The organism is Pseudomonas sp. KBS0707, assembly GCF_005937945.2.
GTDB lineage: Bacteria > Pseudomonadota > Gammaproteobacteria > Pseudomonadales > Pseudomonadaceae > Aquipseudomonas > Aquipseudomonas amygdali.
The window spans coordinates 1,192,499-1,212,261 of record NZ_CP041754.1 but is presented as its reverse complement, the minus strand read 5'-3'; the positions used below and the strand labels follow the sequence as shown (position 1 = coordinate 1,212,261).

Here is a 19,763-nt window from a genome sequence, read left to right as displayed (position 1 = left end):
AATGGCGGCGATTCTAGGCGGCGCTTGACGCGGCGATAAGCGGGGAGATATGTGAATCTTTGTTACTGAAACGGCGATAATCCTTTGGTCTGGATACATGCATCCGTTACTTCATGTCACAATTTGCCATCTACTCAGAGAAGTACCCATGGACACCCTGCAAAACATGCGTGCCTTCAGTTGCGTGGCGCAAGCGGGCAGCTTCACTGCTGCCGCCGCCGTGCTGGATACCACCACCGCCAACGTCTCGCGCGCGGTCTCCAACCTTGAAGCACATTTACAGACGCGCCTGCTCAATCGCACCACTCGACGCATTGCCCTCACCGAAGCAGGCAAGCGCTACTTGTTGCGCTGCGAGCAGATTCTGGCCTCGGTCGAAGAGGCAGAAGCCGAAGCCAGCGACGCGCATGCCCGCCCGGCCGGGCAACTAAAGGTGCATTCGATGCCCGGCGTCGGCCAGCATTACGTGATCGACGCCATCGCCCGTTATCGCCGCAACCACCCTGATGTCGCGTTCGACCTGACCATGACCCACCGCGTGCCGGACTTGCTGGAAGAAGGCTATGACGTGTCGATCGTGCTGGCCAGCGAACTGGCAGACTCGGGCTTTGTGTCTCAGCGGCTGGGCATTACCTACAGCATCGTGTGTGCATCGCCCGAGTACGTCAAAACCTTCGGTATGGCACACAAGCCTGCCGACTTGCTGAATCATGCGTGTCTGCGCCTGGTCAGCCCGGTGTTCCCGCTGGACAAATGGCTGTTCGATGGCCCGGAAGGTCAGGAGATGGTCACCATCAACAGCTCGCCGCTGCTGGTCAACTCTGCGGATGCGATGAAAACCGCGATTTCCAGCGGCATGGGGATTGGCATTCTGCCGATCTACTCGGCGATCGAGGGGCTGCGCAACGGCACACTGGTGCGCGTATTGTCCGATTACCGCTCGCAGGAGCTGAACCTGTACGCCATCTATCCGTCACGCCAGTATCTGGATGCCAAGATCAGAACCTGGGTCGAATACCTGCGAGGTTCCCTGCCGGAAATTCTCGCGGCCGATGAAGCGGATCTGCATGTGCAGGCACTCAAGTCCTCGTTCTGACATCGTACAACTGTAAAAAGCGGCTGCCAAAGAGCGGAGAGGAATGTTAGCGTGCTACTCATTCAACCGCTAAAGAGTGACTGCCCAATGAAAAAAACCGTACTCGCCTTCAGCCGTGTTACTCCAGAAATGGCCGAGCGCCTGGCGCAAGACTTCAACGTGATCGTGCCCAACCCCAAGCTGGGCGACATCAATGCCCAGTTTGATGAGGCCTTGCCTGAATCCCACGGGCTGATCGGCTCCGGCCGCAAGCTGGGTCGCGAGCAGCTGCAAAACGCAGCGAAACTGGAAGTGGTTTCCAGCATCTCGGTGGGCTACGACAACTACGATGTCGACTACCTGAGCGAGCGCGGCATTCTGCTCACCAATACGCCGGATGTACTGACCGAGAGCACCGCCGACCTGGGCTTCTCGCTGATCATGAGCAGCGCCCGGCGCGTCGCCGAACTGGACGCCTACACCAAGGCCGGACAGTGGACACGCAGTATCGAGCCTCCGCACTTCGGCACCGACGTGCACGGCAAGACGCTGGGCATCGTCGGCATGGGCAATATCGGCGCAGCCATCGCCCGCCGTGGTCGTCTGGGCTTCAACATGCCGATCCTGTACAGCGGCAACAGCCGCAAGACCGAACTTGAACAGGAACTGGGCGCACAGTTTCGCAGCCTGGACCAACTGCTGGCCGAAGCGGATTTCGTCTGCCTGGTAGTGCCGCTGAGCGAAAAGACCAAACATTTGATCGGCCGTCGCGAGTTGAGCCTGATGAAGCCCGGCGCCATCCTGATCAACATCGCCCGTGGCCCGATTGTCGACGAGCCTGCGCTGATCGAAGCCCTGCAGAACGGCACCATTCGCGGTGCCGGTCTGGACGTCTATGAAAAAGAACCGCTGAAAGAATCGCCGCTGTTCCAGCTCAAGAACGCCGTCACCCTGCCGCATATCGGCTCAGCCACTACTGAAACCCGTCAGGCGATGGCCGACCGCGCCTACCACAACTTGCGCAACGCGTTGCTGGGCGAGCGGCCGCAGGACCTGGTCAATCCGCAGGTGTGGAAGGGCTAAGGCGTTCCTGCTCTATAACCGAGGATGAACATCGACTCAGGCCAGTTTGCCGCCGACCAGGACGGCAACCGGCCTGGTCTTCCTGAACACCAGCACATTGCCCGCCATCACCAGCACAAGCCCGAGCAAGGCAGCCACGGTCCACTGGTAGTCTTCGACCCACGTCGAGATGTTTAGCGCCACAATCGGGAACAGCACAGTGCAATAAGCTGCGCGTTCCGGCCCCATGCGCCCGACCAGTGTCAGGTAGGCGGTGAACGCAATCACAGAGCCGGGAATAACCAGAAACAGCAGTGAGCCTACGTAACGCGTGTTCCATTCGAAGGTGAACGGCGTGCCGCTGAGCAGGCAGTAGAGGCCAAGTATGGTCGCCCCGTAGAACATTCCCCACGCATTGGTGGTCAGCGGACGCAGGCCGGCTTTCTGTTGCAGGCTCGACAGCATGTTGCCCGCCGAGAAGCACAGTGTGCCAAGCAGGGCCAGGCCCAGACCGATCAGGGTCTCGCGGCTGGCGCTGTGCCCGGACAGCTCGGGCCAGAACAGACACGCCAGCCCGAACAGGCCCATCGCGCCACCGGCCATAACATTACCGGCGATTTTCTGGCGAAAGAATACCCGCGCATTCAGCGCATTCCACAGCGTCGAAGTGGAGAACACCACCGCGATCAAGCCGCTGGGTATCCATTGGCTGGCCGTGTAGAAACACATGAAGTTGACGCAGAACAGGCACACACCTTGCGCCAGACAGATCAACTGGCCGCGACGATTGACCGGTTGCAAGCGCTTTGTCAGCAGCAGGAATGCAAACAGCACCAGGGCCGCCAGCGCGAAGCGATAGACGATAGATACCGGAATCGCGACATCGCCGAGTTGAAGTTTCAGGGCGATCCAGGTCGTACCCCAGATCAGCACAGTCAGCAGATAAAGCGAAATGTTCATGGTGCAGGCTCCTTGATGAGCCATCAGTCTGCTGCGTGCCGGTCTGCCAGCGCTTGCACAATCTTGCGCATTTGCTTCAAGCGCTACTGGCAGCGGCGTCGCCAGCGAGTAGGATACAAATCCTAGAGGAATCATCATGCCCGCCATTGAATCCATCCAGGTCTTTCAGGCCCTGAACAGCTCACCCAATGCCAATCTGGAGCAGAGCGCGCCGCTGGGCGACGGGTTGGTGGCGGCGTTGTGGAACAATCGGCATGACTCGCAGGAATATCACGCACCGACCCACCATACGCTGTCGTGCTATATCGAGGACGGTACCGGGACTTTTCGGCGCGGCAGACCCGACCAGAAAGGTGCGCCGGGAAAGCTGTGCATCTTGCCTGCCGGTCATGAGTCCGCCTGGGTGGTGAACGGCGAGATCCGTCTGGCACATCTGTATTTCAGCCCGGAACAGTTTGCGCTGGGCTGCGTGACACTACTGGATCGCGAGCCGCGCGAGATGCAACTGCGGGAAAACACCTTTCTGGAAGACCCCGCACAAGCCGCACGCTTCCGGCAGTTGATTCGCCTGAACTGGGCAGAACCCGGTGAGCGTTTGTTGACCAGCAGCCTGGCGCACGAGATGGTCAGCCATGCGTTGCTCAGTCAGGTAGGGTTGCGCGAGGGGTTGCGCCTGAAAGGCGGCCTGGCACCACACCTGCGGCGGCATCTGGTGGACTTCATCGAAATGCACCTCGCCGATCCGCTGAGCCTCGGTCAACTGGCTGGCATGTGCGCGCTGTCGGAATACCACTTCGCGCGAATGTTTCGCGAAAGCTTCGGCTTGCCGCCACACCAGTACTTATTGGCGCGACGTATCGAACAGGCTCGCCAGTTGTTGCGCAGCACCGGCAAGCCATTAGGCGAGATAGCGCTGGCCTGCGGCTTTGCCAGCGCCAGCCATTTCAGCAATCGGTTTCGTCACGCCGTGGGGGCCACGCCGGGCGAATACCGGCTGGCGTTAGGCCAATAATTGACTCACGGCTGCCAACGGGCTGAGCAGCACGCCGCATCCTGCCAGCGCCAGCACCCAACGCGGCCGGAACGGCAGCAACGCAACCAGCAACACCGCACTGCTCATCAATGCGGCGAACCAGTGCACCGTGCCCATCATCCAGCCATCAGCCTGAACCGCCGCCCATGACGACAACAGCAGCGCGCCCCAGCCAACCAGTTTGAGCGCCCGACGCCGCTGTTCGGTAAACGGCCCCTTGAGCAGTTCGCTGTAATGGCGCGCCATGGACAGGCACAGGCAGGTAAACCCTACGTAGCACAGTAAGGCAGCCAACAGCATCAGTGGCTCTCCCGAGGTATGGCTTGCAAGGCGACGCGGGCTGTTTCGGCGGCGGGTAGCGCTTTGAATTTCAGCGCTGCCCAGCCAAGAAACAGCCCGGTGACCAGCGCCGTCAGGTCAAAGGCCGTCATTACCCAGCTTCCCGACATCAGCGAACCCAGCAGATAGCGGCCGCTGGTCAGCAGATCGAGCAGCGGCAGCCCGGCAAACAGCACCGCGCCCAGCCCCAGTTGTTCGCGCCATGCGCTGCGCCCTTTGCGCACCAGGGCGTGCACCACTGACAACGCCCAGCATGTGAAGAACACGCTGACTTCCCAATCGGCACGCCCGGTGAACCCCGAAGGCAGCAGACGATTGGCCCAGAAGAAGCTGGCCACGGCAATCATCAACCCGGGCATGCTGGCGATGTTCAGCACTTCCACCAGACGCAACTCCAGTGGCAGCACGCCGGTTTTGGCGTGCTTGAGCTGACGCTTGCCCAGCCACATCACCAGCCCGGTGCCGATCATTGCGGTTCCGGCGACACCGAAAATGAAGTACATCCAGCGCAGCAGCGGCTCGGCAAAATGGCCTACATGCAGACCGTACATCCCACTGGAGATCAGCAGCGCAACGGGGCGCTCGGGTACTTCGTTCAGCAACGCGCCGCTGGCCCCGCTGAACGTCAGCGCGCCGCCCCGATCCGGCACGATGCTGCCCTTGTCATCACGCGTCAGCAGAACCGTGGCGGTGCTGTCGCCCGGATTATTGACGATCACCCGACCCACCTGCCCGCTGTCCCACTTCGCGTTCGCCGCATTGACCAATGGCGCAAGTGCCACCAGCGGCGCAGGTTTGCCTTCTCGCTTGAGCATTTCCGGGGTCGGATAGGCTTCGCGGTAGAACGCCTGAACCGTGTCGTACTGGCTGAGGATGCTCGCGGGCATCACCATCGACATGAAGATCACCAGACTGCTGTAAGTGATCATCAGATGGAACGGCAACACCAACACGCCAAGCGCGTTATGCCCATCCAGCCAGGAACGCTGGCCCTTGCGTGGACGAAACGTGAAGAATTCCTTGAAGACTTTTTTGTGAATGATGATGCCGGTGATCAACGCAACGAACATCACCATCGCGGCGCTCGTCGCCAGCCAGCGCCCCCAAGGATAAGGCATCTGCAGTTGATAGTGAAAACGGTAGAAGAAATCACCGCCGCGCGTGTCGCGTGCCTGCACCTCGCTGCCGGTTTGCGGGTCGAGCAGCTTGCGCACGAAGTTGTTGCGTTGGCCCTGCTTGCCTTCACCGCCAGGCCTGGCGTGCGCTCGTCCGGCAGGCTGATGAACCAGCGCGTGGCCCCGGCGGCGTGGCTTTGCAGATAATCCTGAGCCCGCTGCACGCTGGCACCGGCATCCAGAGCGCGCACCGGAATTTCCGGCTGCATCCACTGGGTAATTTCATCTTTGAAGTAGGAAAGCGTGCCGGTCAGAAAAATCGCGAACAACAGCCAGCCGAACAGTAAACCGACCCAGGTGTGCAACCAGGCCATCGACTGACGAAAACCCTCTTTCACAATAGCCACCGACCGCAGGCGCAGGCAGCCGCCAGCAATGCGCACGGCGCCAGCACTCCGACCCAGGCCTGCAACGCCGTGCGACAGGCAAAACACCAGAGCACCGCGGCCAGATAAACCAGAAAGGACAGCATCATACCTGTCACCACTGCTTCGGCGCGGGGGATGGGCAGCCACTGCGAAACGCAAATGCTGACCACTGACGCGAGCAGATAACCGGCAAACACCGCCGCCAGCGCCCGCGAGGTAACGGCAAGCCGATAAGCAACCGTCAGGCCCTTGCTTCTGGCTTTCGCCATGCGTTTTTCCGGCAGCGAACCGCTTGCGGTGGTGACATCCATCAAAGGGTCTTCATTGATTCATGAAACCTGGGAAGCCGGATCACGAGCCCTCGGGAAGAGGCCGCGATGAATGCCAGCTGTTTGCGCCATTCGTCCCTGAGCAAGACAAATGAACCGCAATATTAATGATAAATATTCTCATACGCAAAAGAGTCTGCCAGAATCCACGCCATCAACGAGTCCCCGTGGATTGTTCCCTGTGATGCCCATCGCCCACTCCGCTCTCAATCACACTGTCGAAAGCCTGTACAGGGCACACAACACCTGGCTGACGACCTGGTTGCGGCGCAGGCTCGGCTGCCCGCACAGCGCAGCGGATCTGGCCCAGGACACCTTCATCAAGGTATTGGGCGCACGCGATACGCAGCAGATCGTCGAGCCTCGCGCTTTTCTGACGACGATTGCCAAACGTGTATTGTGCAATCACTACCGGCGTCAGGACCTGGAGCACGCCTACTATCAGGCGCTGGCTGAGCTGCCGGAATGCGTGGCACCTTCGGAAGAAGAGCGGGCGATCATTCTCGAAACCCTGGTGGAACTCGATCAACTGCTGGACGGCCTGCCGGTGCTGGTCAAGCGAGCGTTCCTGATGTCGCAGGTCGACGGGTTGAGCCACGGCCAAATTGCCGCCGAACTGGGCATCTCCATCGCAACGGTCAAACGCCATCTGAACAAGGCCGCACTGCGCTGCTATTTCGCCTTATGAACCCGAACAATGAGTCCTTGAACAAATCCGACATCTCGCTTGGCGTGGCGCAGCAAGCGGTCGGCTGGCTGCTGGAAATGCAGGAAGGCACGCTGGATGCGCGTCGTCAGCAGGCCTGGCAGCTCTGGCTCAATGGCAACGCTGAACATCAACGGGCGTGGGCGCACATGCAGCGGGTCAACCAGCGCCTCAGCGGGCTGTCCTCGCCGCTGGCGCATGCGGCACTCAATGCGCCGAAATCCGCCAGCCGTCGGCACGCTCTGAAACTGCTGTTGTTGCTGGGCGCAGGCTCGGCAGCGGGCTGGAGCCTGCGCGAGCAGATCGCCCTGCAACCCTTGCTGGCTGACTACAATAGTGGCGTTGGCGAGCAGCGCAAGGTGGCATTGAGCGATGGCAGTCAGGTGCAGTTGAATACGGCCAGCGCGGTCGATGTGCGTTTTGATGCTCAGCAGCGCCTGATCAAGCTATTACAGGGCGAAATCCTTATCAGCGCCTCGGCGGACAGCCGCCCGCTGAGCCTGCTGAGCACCGAAGGCACGGTCAGGGCGTCGACGGGGGCCAGCCGTTTCAACCTGCGCCAGCTGGACGGGCGCACGCAATTGGCGGTGTTTGCTGGAGCCCTTGAAATAGCCCCGCTCGGCAGGAGCGGTCCGGGTTTGATGCTGCGGGCCAGCCAGCAAGCGACCTTCAGTCGTGACGCTTGGGACAGCGTGAAACCTATAGATGCGGGCAGTGGCGCGTGGGCGGACGGGATGCTGGTGGCGTCGCGCATGAAGCTCTCCGACTTCCTTGCGGAGCTGGGTCGCTATCGACGCGGTCGTTTGAACTGCGACGCGAAAGTGGCCAACCTGTTGATCTCCGGCAACTATCCGCTGGCCGACAGCGAGCGCATCCTCGACATGCTGGAACTCGCCCTCCCTGTGCATGTACAACGCTTCACCTGGTATTGGGTGAACGTGCAGGCGCGGGTTTGATCGTGATTACCCGTTTATACGCTCAGCGCTCATGGTGACACAGTCGTCCTGGAGAGCCCGGAAAACGGGACTGAAACTACGCCGATTATCGTTCCCACGCTCCGCGTGGTAATGCAGTTCGTGACGCTCCGCGTCACACAACTCTGCGATTCAGTGAGATTTCGGCTCGACTCAAGTCACCTTTTCGCCCCTCGCTCCTGTTTCCGGCCCGACTTCGTCGCGTTCCTTCGCCCTGTCACTGATCCGGGGGTCGCCAAACGCATCACCACGCGAGGCGCGGGTACGATAATCAAACCCGGAAAAAATAATTTCAAAACCCGTGAGCCGTTTTCTGTTGCTCGCGTGACAGACAGGGAAAGCATCTCTCAACCTTCCGGTCAAAGGACTCCTGCATGTCAGCCCGCCCTACCCAACTTTCACCGCTGGTGCGTACGTTGCGCCATGTCATTTTCGGTGCCAGCCTTTCGGTCGGCAGTCTGTCGATGGCGCAGGCTGCCGAGGTGGCACCCAAGGCGTATCACATTGCGCCAAGCGAGCTTGAAGCTGCGCTGAGCCAGTTCGGTCGAGAGTCCGGCGTGTTGATTTCCTATGGTTCGCAAATCACCAGCGGCCTGAAGAGCCGCGGCCTGGAAGGTCAGTACACGCCCGAGCAGGGCCTCAATGCGTTGCTCGAAGGCACCGGGCTGCAGGCCCTGGCCGACGGCAATAACGGCTTCACCCTGCAACCGGTCAATGCTGCTGGCGCGCCTATCGAGCTGGGTGTGTCCACCGTGGTCGGCGACTGGCTGGGTGCCGCGCAGCAGACCAACGTTTTCGAACACCCCGGCGCACGTGATGTGATCCGTCGTGAAGAATTCGAGCGTGTCGGCGCAACCTCGGCGCGTGAAGTGCTCAATCGCATCCCGGGCGTCAATGCCCCGGACAACAACGGCACCGGCAGCCACGACATGGCGCTTAACTTCGGCATTCGTGGCCTCAACCCGCGTCTGGCGTCACGCTCCACCGTATTGATGGACGGCATCCCGGTGCCGTTCGCACCTTATGGTCAGCCGCAGCTGTCCTTCGCGCCGATCAGCATGGGCAACATGGACGCGGTCGACGTGGTGCGTGGCGGTGGTGCTGTGCGTTACGGCCCGCAGAACGTGGGCGGTATCGTCAATTTCGTGACCCGTGCCATCCCTGACGCACCCACCCTCAAAGGCGGCATACAGACCGAAACCAGCCCGTCGTCCAGCCACGATGGCTTCAAGACCACCGGCAACCTGCTGGCAGGCGGCACGGCGGACAATGGTCTGGGCGGCGCGATTCTGTATTCCGGCGTACGCGGCGGTGACTGGCGCGAGCACAGCGATACCCAGATCGACGACTTGATCCTCAAGGGCAAATACCAGATCGACGAAGCCAACAGCCTCAATGCCATGGCGCAGTATTACGATGGCGAAGCGCAGATGCCCGGCGGCCTGAACGTCAGGGATTACGATGCCGATCCGTACCAGTCGACGCGTCTGAAGGACAAGTTCTGGGGCCGTCGCACCATGTTCAACTTCGGCTACCGCTATGAAGAGGATGCCCGCGTCTTCACCGCCAACACGTTCTTCACCAAGACCCTGCGCAGCGGCTATCTGGATCAGGGCAGCTTCGTCTCTCTATCGCCCCGCGAATATTGGGTACGCGGTCTGGAAACGCGCTTCTCGCAAGGCTTTGCACTGGGCGAGACCTGGCATGAAGTGGGCGTCGGCTACCGCTACGTCAACGAAGCGGGTCACGAACTGCGCTATCGCGAACCGGTGACCGGCAACCTGCCGACTACCGCCAGCCGCAACGACCGTGACACCCGCGGCGCGACTGAAGCGCATGCGTTCTACATTGATGACCGTATCGACATCGGCAAGTGGACCATCACGCCCGGCGTTCGCTACGAGATGATCGACACCGCGCAGAACAACAATCTGACCAACGCCCGCTATCAAGGCGACTACAGCACCGCACTGCCAGCGCTGAATGTGCTTTACCACCTCACCGACACCTGGAACCTGTACGCCAACACCGAAGGCTCGTTCGGCAGCGTGCAGTACAGCCAGATGCCTAACCGCGTTACCGGCGATGAAGTCAAACCGGAAAAAGCCCGCACCTGGGAGCTCGGCACGCGCTATGACAACGGCAACCTGCGAGCCGAGATCGGTGCATTCCTGATCAACTTCGATAACCAGTACGACAGCAATCAGACCAACGACACCGTGATTGCACGCGGCGAGACTCGTCATCAGGGGATCGAGACCAGCGTCAACTATGCGCTGGAAGGCCTGAGCCCGGTATTGGCCGGTTACGATGTCTACGCGAGCTACGCTTTCGTTGACGCGACAATCCGTGAAGACGGCCCGAACAAAGGCAACCGTGTGCCGTTCTCGTCAAAACACAAAGGAACGATGGGCGTCAGCTACACCGAAGGGCCGTGGAAGCTGAATTTTGACAGCTCTTTCCAGAGCGACCAGTTCGCCGACAACGCCAACACAGCGGCTGAGAGCGCCGACGGCAGCACTGGCAAGATCCCTGGGTACATGCTGTTCAGCACCCGCGCCAACTACGATTTCGGCCCGCAATTGTCGGACCTCAACGTAGCGGTCGGGATGAAGAACATCTTCAACCGCCAGTACTACACCCGCTCGTTCGACGACAACAACCGTGGCAAATACGTCGGCGAACCGCGCACGGTGTACGTACAGACGTCAGTCGCATTCTAGTTCCCGGACGCCAGAGCGTGAGAGAAGTGTTCTCCCGGACACCTCTCGTTCCTCACGCTCCGCGTGGGAATGCCGTTCTGGACGCTCTGCGTCCGCTCCTGATTCTCAGCCTTGAATCAGGGCGGCCATTTTTTGCTGCGAAATATTTCTTACATATTGGGGTTGAATTGTCAGGCCATTGCCGCCAACACTGTGAATGAGCGCAAACGAAATCGATTCCGCAAGGAATCACGTAGTCCAGCCTCGCACGAGCAAGCCCTAATAAGGATTAACTATGCAAATCCAGGTCAATAGCGATAATCACATCGAAAGCAGTATCCGACTGGAGGAGTGGGTTCGTACCACCGTTGAAAGCACGCTCGAACACTACGATGAAAACCTGACCCGCGTGGAAGTCCACATCCGCGACGAAAACGGCGACAAGCCTGGCCCGCACGACATCAAGTGCCAGATGGAAGCTCGCCCCAAAGGACACCAACCTATTTCTGTTTCCCACAAGGCCGATACGGTAGATCAGGCTGTGGATGGCGCTGCTGTAAAACTCGATCACGCCCTCGAGCATCTGTTTGGCAAGCTGCGCGGCAAACGAGGTGCCGCACCGATTATCGCCGAACAGGATGAAGATCCGGTCAGCCCGGACGCGCTGCTCGAAGAAGAATTTCTGGAAAAAGAGCAGGAGAAAGAAGCCGCTCGTCTGACCTGATGTTCCACTGAAACGTTTTGCAAAAAAAGGGCGAACCGGCAGCGGTTCGCCCTTTTTGCTTGCCATGCATTGTTCCCCATGAGTGGGCAAGCGCAGCGCTCCACGTACTACGACAATCTGTCGACCAGCGTGCCCTACACACGGTTGTGCCCCAATCAGTGCGCACCACAAATGCTCGCTGCACAGCTTTGGCCACCTTGCACCATCGCTCGACTAGCAGCCATCTCGATCGCCGGCTGCCGTCCATCGAATTTAACATTCAGCACCGGGCAGCCCGAGCGCTGCATCTGACAGCCATCGGCGAGCAAAAAATCATGCCGCTCGCCTACATGAGCAGTCGGCTCAGCCCTTCATACGGCAAGCGTTCAACACTCACCCCGCCGCTCTGCAGCAAGACGGTCAACGTCAGGACCTGGACAGCAGGCGATTACGGTTTCGACCCGTCTTTACGAATCTTTGACGCCAGGATTCGGTTGTCGGAGTGTCAGACAATCACTCAAAAAAGTCGTACGCAAACTGCATTCGCGAAAGGAGCAGGCCATATCCGGGAAGTGTTCTCCTCCCCTTTTCGAGAGCACGTTTGCCGGCCGGATCGACCGGTTCGCATTGCAGCAGAGTAAGCCGTGAAGCAACTGCAATGGGCTCCCGTTCAGCGGCCTCTCGCGCATCACCCATGCAATATGGCCCGAACCATGCAGTGTCCTGTAGTACGCGCCACGAGGCCGGCCATCAGGACGGCCACCTCCAGGCGCGGACTCACGCCGTGGGTGCGTTAAAGCGTCTTAAACGAAACCTCTCATCAACGCGAAAGACGACAGCAAACCTGTCAGCAGCAAGCGAAGGAGTAACGCAACCGCTGATCAGTCGTCGAGAACCAAAAGGACTATTACCCGGTCAACTTATGCAAACCATTTAGCAGGTGAATGATATGGACAATCCTTTTCAGATGATCACGGATACTTTTCACCCCGACTATCGGGTGAATCTGAGCATTCAAGGGCTGGACGGCAGCATCATGCTGACCCTGTCCAACGAATGCGGAGTCGTTGCCAAGCGTCTGATCAGCGCAGCGCAACGCAATGACCCGCAACGCCTGCGCAAGCTTATAGAAAGCGTGCAATTCGGCATCGCCATCGAACGTGGCGAAAGCGCGATCAAGATTCTTGCAGCGATGACCGACGGTGCCACGCTCAAAAAGACACCTGGCCCGGCCAATGGTCTGTGGTCGCAGAATCAGGCCGCGGTGAATGCCGGGGTTTGATGCGTAATGACATCCATACAGGTTGGATGACCAGACCGGGAGTCACGTAATTGCCTCCCGGTTTCCGTTTCTGGCGGTTACAGCAGAATAGTCGTCGAACAACGCTTGTAGAGGCGCGGCACGATCACGCCGATGTGCTTTCGCACCGACCATCAGTCTTCCTTGCTGTACACAGGCGATCCCGGCATTGGCTTACCTGTTTTAGGATCGAGAACCATGGCTTTAGCCAGTAACTCGATCAGCGCCTCGGATGGCTTGGGCGGCGGGATATTGGCTTTACGTTCTTCAATCCATTTCAGCTTGCCATCCCAAGTAGGCAGTCTGGCTGGTGGAAGGGGAACGATTTCATTGATTTCAGGAACGCTTGGGTTGGCGTAGGACCAGTCGCCTAATATCTTGCTAATAAGCGTATAACGTTCTGCGCGCTGTAAGTCTTCTTCCTGAGCCATAAAGTACAAACGATCATCCGGTTTTGGGCCGCGAAAAACTTTACTCAAAAAAGATGCAGCAATTTCATCACCTGATGCAACGCCATTCTGAAACGCTTGAAGCGCATCTTTATAGCTTCTATCTGTTTTTAGATCAAAGCCTAAGGCAACGGCCGCATCGCCATTACTCTGCGTGGCTGCGCAACGTCGCATCTGGCGTGCAATCTCGGGAGCAATGTCGATTGGCTCCAGCTTGTCGGCCAAGAAAGCCTGGGCTTGGGGGTTGCCTTCATCTGCTGCTTTCCGATAGTAGCGCAAGGAAATTTCTTGATCTTGCTGTAAACCTGCAACGCCCCGTCGCAGAAATATAGCAATGAAGTAATAGCCGGACGCAACGTTGGCGTCGATCAACTGCTGACTAAGGCGCAGATGCTCCGATCCACTCAGATTGAAATGACCACGCATGCTTCCGTTCTGCAGATTGACGTTGGCTTTGTAATGGTGGTTCTCAGCAGAGATGCGGTAAAGCCGTTCGATCTCAAGGTCAACTGCTTTGTCCTGCTTTAGCTGATTATTTTTCTGTAGCCAGCGCGCGTACTGGAACAGAACATCTGTTTCTGCCGAAGACGTCGGAATCGTCTCATGCGCACAGGTAAATTTCAGCTTGGCGTTGACTTCGCTTAGTTGCTTCAAGGGAGCATCCTTTGTCCAAAAATTGATGGCATTGCCAGCGCTGCAGGCAACCAGTAATAAGCTCGGGAGCAGTGAAGTCATGCGCATTAGTCAAAGTCCGCCACAGTCGTTTCGCCGTAATAAAATTCGACAAGGGAAGCAACAGGAGACAGCTTTTTTGACTTGAACTCTTTATTTTGCCTAATCATCTCGCCTCACGCTTTGAACGCCAGCTCAGGCTCATCCTGCGCCCCCATCCTATTCGTATGCATACCCCACAACCGCTGCCTTAACGGCCGGCTAAACGCCGGATGCTCATGACATATGTTCAGTTCGCTATCAACCATCATGCTTCGGGTATTAAGGTTGGCCGACCCATGTGTGGTGAATACGTCATCGACGATCATTAGCTTGGAGTGGATGTACACCGGCATCCATGGCTGACCTTCGGGCGAGTCGGGAGCAACGAGTGAGCAGACATGGACTTTCAGGCCGGGCACTTCTTGCGCCTGCACCGTGCTGTTTTCGGCCTCTCTGGTTTTCCTGCCCTGCTCGGCCTGCCACTCATCCAGCTTTCTCTGGCCTGCATGATCATTTGCGGTTTCGGGTTGAGGCTTGGGTGGCGCGTCTGCTCTGATCTGCTTGATACGCAGCAGCCGGGTCACGCCGGGGATGACGTCGGCGCGGCCCAGTTGTGCGAGCATTTCCTGAGTCTTGAGCGTGCCCATGCCGATCCCGTCGTTGGTGTCATTGGTGATCACGAATAAATGGATGGCGTTGTGCTGCGCCGGATCACGCCCCCAACTGGTTTGTCGCTCTGCAATCTGTTTGATTTTCTCGGCCAGCGGTCCCCAGCGAAAATACTGGTTCTCGATGTAGATAAACTGGCAAACGTTGTTGGCCGCATTCAGATAAAGCTTTTCGATGTCGTACACATGCTCCTGGGCCTGAGTACGCAGCAATTGAGTCATTATCCGGGTGCCGCGGTCACACTGCGGCTTCTATGGACTGACGTGACTGAAACAGGTCTTCACCGGTCTCCCTGCGCCATGCCCAGGCAAAGTTGCAGTGCAGGTGTTCAAGGACAGGGCCGGATATCTTGCAGGAGATGTCCTGGCGCGGCAGGGCACCCCGTGGTCCGCGATCAGGATTGGGCGCGGTCGCTTGGGTGCGGTTCAGTGCCGAGTGGCTGTCGGTGTCCCAGTATTCGTCCAGCATGTTGTGGCCCATGACAAAACCGACGGCGTTCGGTAGTTCGTAGTCGACCAATATGCTTTTCTGATGGTGTGTCGCGCTTGCACTCATGGCTTTACGCGCACGCCAACTGACGTTCGGGTCCATGCTTCGATACTTCACCCAATGGTCAATTTCGGCTCTTTCCAGCACACTGAAACCCCGGCTCACCAGCACCGGCACATTGTCTGCGACACGTCGGGCGGCCTGCTCGTCTGCCATGGCGTAATGGTTGAACCAGTCACGGTCATAGTCGTACTGAGCCCGAGTCGAGTTTTGCAAAACCCGGTCCTTGATGCGTATCGGCCCCTTGCCCGGCAAATTGGCTTCACCAGCCACCCCCGCGCTGTTGAACGGCATTTCCCATGCAAGCACACGGACCTTCACGCCCTGCGCCGCTTTGAGCATGAGCAGTTCACCGATGCAGGGATGGCACCCGTCGCGGATGAAATACATGGAGGGTTGAAAGCCCCAGCAGACGATGTCGATGGACGCCTTGGCGCTATCAATCGCCTGATGCACAGCGCGAAAGGTATCTTCACCGTTTATCAAAGGTTCGTAGACGGCTGGTACTGGGGTGAACTCGGTTTTCTGAATGAACCATGGCAGCGTCAGATTGACTGCAAGCCGCTGGCTGGTAGCGACCGGTACGGTGATGTTATGGGTGATCACAGGTTGTCCCTTACGTGCGACTGAGTCCTGGCTTCCTGCCCTCAGAGAGTTGAGGATTCAAAGCGTAAGGGAAGGACATTGGCAGTGAATACCCAGGCATAGGGGCAGGACTGCCATCTTCAGCAACGTCATACAAGGGGTAGGGCTGTGACTGTCAGAAAGGTCCTATGCCCCGACACCTGCACGGTATAGAACACGCCAAACATCACGGCCATACGCCACCATCCGCTCTCCCGAATGTTCAGCAAAAGTACAGATACATCCTGCTACAACAATCCTTGCGCAGAAACATTTGAGCGACTGGGCACTGCGTTCAGCGCCACTGCACCTGCGGATGATTCCGAGGAGGCAACATGTTCTTAAGGTATGGGGTATTGATCGCATCACTTGCGATAGCGTCAGGCTGTGTCGAAGAGCGGGTAGTCCATGAGCGACCACACGTACATCATGAATACGTCGAAGAAGTCATCGCGCCGCAACCACCCCCTGAGCGGGTAATCGAAGTGGAACCAGCGCCTCGTCCCGGCTACATCTGGGCGCGCGGTTACTGGCACTGGAACGGGCAGCGGTTCGTGCCGGTTCATGGTCACTGGGAGGCCGAACGACCTGGCTACCACTATGTGCATCCGCACTGGGAAAGCGCCGGAGACGGCTGGCACTGGCGTGCCGGTGTGTGGCTTAACTGACAGGCGACTTCCATAGCAACCTACTGGCGGCATCGATCACCGATGCCGCCAGTGTCTCGATCAGATCTCGCCCTTCTCCTCCGTCACCGCGCCTTTGACCGCGCTGGACGAATCGGGAATCTTCGCCGACGGGTATTTGTAAGACGCGTAGCGCACCACCAGAATTGCAAACGCCAGCAGCAGAATGCCGCCACACAGGTAGATGATGCCGATGTCCGGCGGGTTGTGGTGGGACACGTCGGAAATCAGCAGGCGGGTCAGTGCAGTGATCGCAACGTAGATCAGGAAGCGCACGGGCATGTGGTTGGTCTTGAAATAAATCCCGGTCATCGCCCCCAGTTCCAGGTAGATGAACAGCAGCAGGATGTCATCGACCGTGACGTTGCCTTTCTCGACCATACCCAGGAATGCAACCACTGACGCCCAGGCAGTGATCGCGCCAATCGCGAACAGCGCCAGAAAGTGAAAGCTCTCGACGCAGAGATTACCCAGTGACTCGGCCTGGCCATGCACGCGGTGTCTTATCTTTACTGCCCATTTGTTTCCCATGACGCTCTACCTCTGAACCTTCGTTTATGCCGACCGGATGATGCCGGGTACTCGTGACACCTTTGTGGCCTGCTTTTTAAAGCAGGAACAGGGCCATAGGCTATGGTTGAGAGCGCGACGGGTTGTCGCAAGGCACATTTGCGGCGCAAAAAAGATGCTTAAACGCCACTATTCAGAGAGGGGTTGATTGGTGCAGCCTTTTTACTGTATAAAAACACAGTAATCAAGAAATCACCTTCAACGCCGATGCGTCGGAGAGCGGCCTTCATGCAGACCCTCATTTGGATATGCATGCAGCGCTCCGCTACACCTGACCGGCATGCTGGTCTTGCAGGATCACTGCTTTTGCATACCCGCTGGTCAGAGCGTGAAGCGCTGAACGTCCGGGTCTAGCCCCTTTCAACACTGGATAACACGACGAGGCCAAAATGGCTGTTGAAACCCTTTACCGCAGCACCCGCGATCTGGAGACTACTTTCGTGGACCGTAAACTCGCCGATGCGCACGATCAAATGCTCGAGCTGGCCGAGCTTCTCACCGACGTCCTGATCAAGAACGTGCCGGGCATCTCGGAGAAGCATGCAGAGGATGCGAGTATCTACATGGCGAAAAATCGCGCCGTCTTTGCCGCCGCCTTCAAAAACAACGCGACTGCACTCAGTGAGCTGTCGGAGCCTGCCGAGTCAGAAGGCTGATTGCGTTCTGCACCGCGACCCCCTCATTCGGAGGGGGTCGCTAATCATTCTCATTTAATAACTGGGCAACTGCCCGCATTGCTGCTACAACTCAATAGTGCAGCTCACCTAACTTTAGCGGTATGTAAGCTATTCCTTAACATCTCGTTCACCTGCAGCGCATCAAACTCGATACAAAAGCAAAGTTCCACACTGTCATTATATCAGCGCCATTTTTGTGAACCCCTTCGCTTTTCCTGTCATTAATCAGGCGTCAGTATTCTGCTGTAGTGATGCACGCCACAGCACGGCTATTTTTGTTGGAACTTTTTGCCATCATGGCGAATTTCAGCACATTAGCGACCTTTGAAAACAGCCTGACCGACGCTATCATGCGCCCGCAACCCCCCGTATTCATTGGGCAAAACGGATTTTTCAAAAGTTATAACCCTGAACTGACCATCCTGAAAAACCAAAGTTCCTGAAAACTATTACTTTGAAAAATAGTTAATAAAACATTTTGCTTTATTATTTTGTTCTGCTAATAATCCCGACAATTCCGGGTAACAAGGCACATTGCTACATCACATTGAAGTGAATATCGAGCTATGCACTCCGATCTTCCCCGCCCGAGAAACTCATTAACTCGCCAGCTGGCCACGCTGCTCTCAGCCTGGCTTTGCTATTGCGCGGCGCGCTCAAAGCGCGGGAGGAAATAATGGCTGGTCAGCAACCCAGGATGAAGGTCCTTTCCATATTCGGCACTCGCCCAGAGGCCATCAAGATGGCTCCGTTGGTCAGAGCACTGGCCGCAGAGCCGGGTATCGATTCGAGAATCTGCATCACCGGACAGCATCAGAGCATGCTGCAACAGGTGCTGGACATGTTTGAGCTCAAAGCCGATTACAGCCTTGATGTGATGCGTCCCGATCAGACGCTGAACTCCCTGACCGCGGCGCTTTACGCGGCTATCGATCCGATTCTGGACGAGATGAAACCGGACAAGGTGCTGGTTCATGGCGACACAACCTCAGCAATGGTGGCGGCCATGTCGGCTTTTCATCGCCGCATCCCCATCGGCCACGTCGAAGCCGGTTTGCGCACCGGTGACATCCGTCAGCCATGGCCTGAAGAGATGAACCGCCGCTGCATCGATCTGATTTCCGATCATCTGTTTGCACCGACGGCCGAGTCGCGCCGCAACGTGCTGGGCGAGCGCCTGCAAGGTATCTCGTTCGTGACCGGTAATACCGTGATCGACGCCCTGCACCTGACCGCTCAGCGGATCGACAGCAACCGCCAGCTGCGCCACGCACTGGATCGCCAGTTTTCCTTCCTGGTACCTGAACGCAGGGTGTTGGTGGTGACCGGGCATCGGCGCGAGAATTTTGGCGACGGCTTCCTGAACATCTGCAAGGCGCTGGGCGAACTGGCACGACGCGACGACATACAAATCGTCTACCCGGTGCATTTGAACCCCAACGTACTGGGGCCGGTCACCGAGCACTTGGGCGATTTGCCGAACGTGCACCTGATCAAGCCTCTGGATTACCTGTCGTTCGTGCGCCTGATGCAACGCGCCCACGTCATCCTTACCGACTCCGGCGGCGTGCAGGAAGAAGCGCCGTCGCTGGGCAAGCCGGTGCTGGTCATGCGCGATGTCACCGAGCGTCCCGAGGCAGTCGCAGCGGGTACCGTACGCTTGGTGGGCACCGAGACCGACGCGATCATTCGCGGCGTGAACGCCCTGTTTGATGACGACGCCCTGTGGCAGAGAGCCTCCCATGCCGCCAACCCTTACGGCGACGGCAAGGCCAGTGCGCGCATCGTCGATGCCCTGATGGGTCGTCCGGTGGATGAATTTGTCGCCGAGCTGCCGCGTTATCGCACCGACCCGGTCGATGTGCAGCTCGACACGCTTATCCAGCCTCAGCCTCAGCACCAGCATAACCAGATGCGCTCGATGGCAGGTTAGCGAGAACACGCGCAGGTAGCGCAAAAGAACACCAAACATATCCGCAGGAAGCAGTCCGCAGACGATACGGGCACCCGGTTCAGACCGAGTGCCCGAAAAACGTTGTAGCAGACCGGCAGCCTGTATCAAGACCCAATGGCCTTGAGCCTTTACCGAGATCTGCACG

Annotated in this window: 17 protein-coding genes and 2 pseudogenes; 12 read left to right on the top strand and 7 right to left on the bottom strand. The window is 58.1% G+C overall.

Annotation, left to right across the window (positions count from 1 at the left end; genetic code table 11):
* The first annotated feature begins 148 nt into the window (after window positions 1-148).
* Complete coding sequence (locus tag FFH21_RS05695) at window positions 149-1,096, top strand: LysR family transcriptional regulator (RefSeq protein WP_002552240.1); 948 nt, start codon at window positions 149-151, stop codon at window positions 1,094-1,096.
* An 87-nt stretch (window positions 1,097-1,183) separates the two neighbouring features.
* Window positions 1,184-2,158: a D-glycerate dehydrogenase gene (locus tag FFH21_RS05690; RefSeq protein WP_005733186.1), complete on the top strand. Its 975-nt coding sequence runs from the start codon at window positions 1,184-1,186 to the stop codon at window positions 2,156-2,158.
* A 36-nt stretch (window positions 2,159-2,194) separates the two neighbouring features.
* Here the strand turns inward: FFH21_RS05690 and FFH21_RS05685 are convergent, their stop codons facing one another.
* A complete protein-coding gene (locus FFH21_RS05685) occupies window positions 2,195-3,097 on the bottom strand; it encodes a DMT family transporter (protein ID WP_011167894.1) in 903 nt (300 codons plus the stop codon).
* A gap of 136 nt (window positions 3,098-3,233) precedes the next feature.
* Between FFH21_RS05685 and FFH21_RS05680 the strand changes: the two genes are divergently transcribed.
* Window positions 3,234-4,109, top strand: coding sequence for an AraC family transcriptional regulator (locus tag FFH21_RS05680; protein ID WP_011167893.1), 876 nt, complete (start codon window positions 3,234-3,236; stop codon window positions 4,107-4,109).
* Here the strand turns inward: FFH21_RS05680 and FFH21_RS05675 are convergent.
* From FFH21_RS05675 to FFH21_RS05665, 3 genes and pseudogenes are all read right to left on the bottom strand, one after another.
* Complete coding sequence (locus tag FFH21_RS05675; protein ID WP_002552236.1) at window positions 4,098-4,430, bottom strand: DUF3325 domain-containing protein; 333 nt, start codon at window positions 4,428-4,430, stop codon at window positions 4,098-4,100. The two genes, FFH21_RS05680 and FFH21_RS05675, sit on opposite strands and share 12 nt — an antisense overlap.
* A pseudogene (locus FFH21_RS05670) lies at window positions 4,430-5,958 on the bottom strand (PepSY-associated TM helix domain-containing protein). The gene FFH21_RS05675 and the pseudogene FFH21_RS05670 overlap by 1 nt, the downstream one beginning before the upstream one ends.
* A 20-nt stretch (window positions 5,959-5,978) precedes the next feature.
* Window positions 5,979-6,323, bottom strand: a complete 345-nt coding sequence (locus FFH21_RS05665; protein WP_004658338.1) for a DUF3649 domain-containing protein — start codon at window positions 6,321-6,323, stop codon at window positions 5,979-5,981.
* A 202-nt stretch (window positions 6,324-6,525) separates the two neighbouring features.
* Between FFH21_RS05665 and FFH21_RS05660 the strand changes: the two genes are divergently transcribed.
* The 5 genes from FFH21_RS05660 to FFH21_RS05635 all read left to right on the top strand — a co-directional run bounded on the left by FFH21_RS05660 (window position 6,526) and on the right by FFH21_RS05635 (window position 12,708).
* Entirely contained in the window at window positions 6,526-7,029 is a 504-nt protein-coding gene (locus FFH21_RS05660; protein ID WP_004658339.1) for a sigma-70 family RNA polymerase sigma factor, read from the top strand.
* Window positions 7,026-8,003, top strand: coding sequence for a FecR domain-containing protein (locus tag FFH21_RS05655; protein WP_011167891.1), 978 nt, complete (start codon window positions 7,026-7,028; stop codon window positions 8,001-8,003). Before FFH21_RS05660 ends, FFH21_RS05655 begins: the two co-directional genes overlap by 4 nt.
* Window positions 8,004-8,395: 392 nt before the next feature.
* A complete protein-coding gene (fecA, locus tag FFH21_RS05650; protein ID WP_004658341.1) occupies window positions 8,396-10,744 on the top strand; it encodes a TonB-dependent Fe(3+) dicitrate receptor FecA in 2,349 nt (782 codons plus the stop codon).
* A 274-nt stretch (window positions 10,745-11,018) separates the two neighbouring features.
* The gene (locus FFH21_RS05645; protein ID WP_002552231.1) at window positions 11,019-11,447 is read left to right on the top strand and encodes an HPF/RaiA family ribosome-associated protein; all 429 of its coding nucleotides are present in this window, start codon (window positions 11,019-11,021) and stop codon (window positions 11,445-11,447) included.
* A gap of 928 nt (window positions 11,448-12,375) precedes the next feature.
* Window positions 12,376-12,708, top strand: a complete 333-nt coding sequence (locus FFH21_RS05635) for a DUF3509 domain-containing protein (RefSeq protein WP_004663953.1) — start codon at window positions 12,376-12,378, stop codon at window positions 12,706-12,708.
* 152 nt (window positions 12,709-12,860) lie between these two features.
* Here the strand turns inward: FFH21_RS05635 and FFH21_RS05630 are convergent, their stop codons facing one another.
* The gene (locus tag FFH21_RS05630; RefSeq protein ID WP_004663952.1) at window positions 12,861-13,916 is read right to left on the bottom strand and encodes a sel1 repeat family protein; all 1,056 of its coding nucleotides are present in this window, start codon (window positions 13,914-13,916) and stop codon (window positions 12,861-12,863) included.
* Window positions 13,916-15,713: pseudogene (locus FFH21_RS05625) on the bottom strand (phosphatidylserine/phosphatidylglycerophosphate/cardiolipin synthase family protein). Before FFH21_RS05625 ends, FFH21_RS05630 begins: the two are co-directional and overlap by 1 nt.
* 353 nt (window positions 15,714-16,066) lie before the next feature.
* Here FFH21_RS05625 and FFH21_RS05620 point away from each other — a divergent pair.
* A complete protein-coding gene (locus FFH21_RS05620; protein WP_011167889.1) occupies window positions 16,067-16,399 on the top strand; it encodes a YXWGXW repeat-containing protein in 333 nt (110 codons plus the stop codon).
* A gap of 60 nt (window positions 16,400-16,459) precedes the next feature.
* Here FFH21_RS05620 and FFH21_RS05615 read toward each other — a convergent pair whose 3' ends face one another.
* Complete coding sequence (locus FFH21_RS05615) at window positions 16,460-16,948, bottom strand: phosphate-starvation-inducible protein PsiE (protein ID WP_002552228.1); 489 nt, start codon at window positions 16,946-16,948, stop codon at window positions 16,460-16,462.
* A 428-nt stretch (window positions 16,949-17,376) separates the two neighbouring features.
* Here FFH21_RS05615 and FFH21_RS05610 point away from each other — a divergent pair, with 428 nt between their 5' ends.
* The 3 genes from FFH21_RS05610 to wecB all read left to right on the top strand — a co-directional run bounded on the left by FFH21_RS05610 (window position 17,377) and on the right by wecB (window position 19,597).
* Complete coding sequence (locus tag FFH21_RS05610; RefSeq protein WP_005615333.1) at window positions 17,377-17,643, top strand: YebG family protein; 267 nt, start codon at window positions 17,377-17,379, stop codon at window positions 17,641-17,643.
* A gap of 272 nt (window positions 17,644-17,915) precedes the next feature.
* Window positions 17,916-18,107: a hypothetical protein gene (locus FFH21_RS05605; RefSeq protein ID WP_041924459.1), complete on the top strand. Its 192-nt coding sequence runs from the start codon at window positions 17,916-17,918 to the stop codon at window positions 18,105-18,107.
* Between the two features lie 233 nt (window positions 18,108-18,340).
* On the top strand, window positions 18,341-19,597 hold the full coding sequence (wecB, locus tag FFH21_RS05600; protein WP_004663949.1) for a non-hydrolyzing UDP-N-acetylglucosamine 2-epimerase: 1,257 nt from the start codon (window positions 18,341-18,343) through the stop codon (window positions 19,595-19,597).
* Window positions 19,598-19,763: the final 166 nt, after the last annotated feature.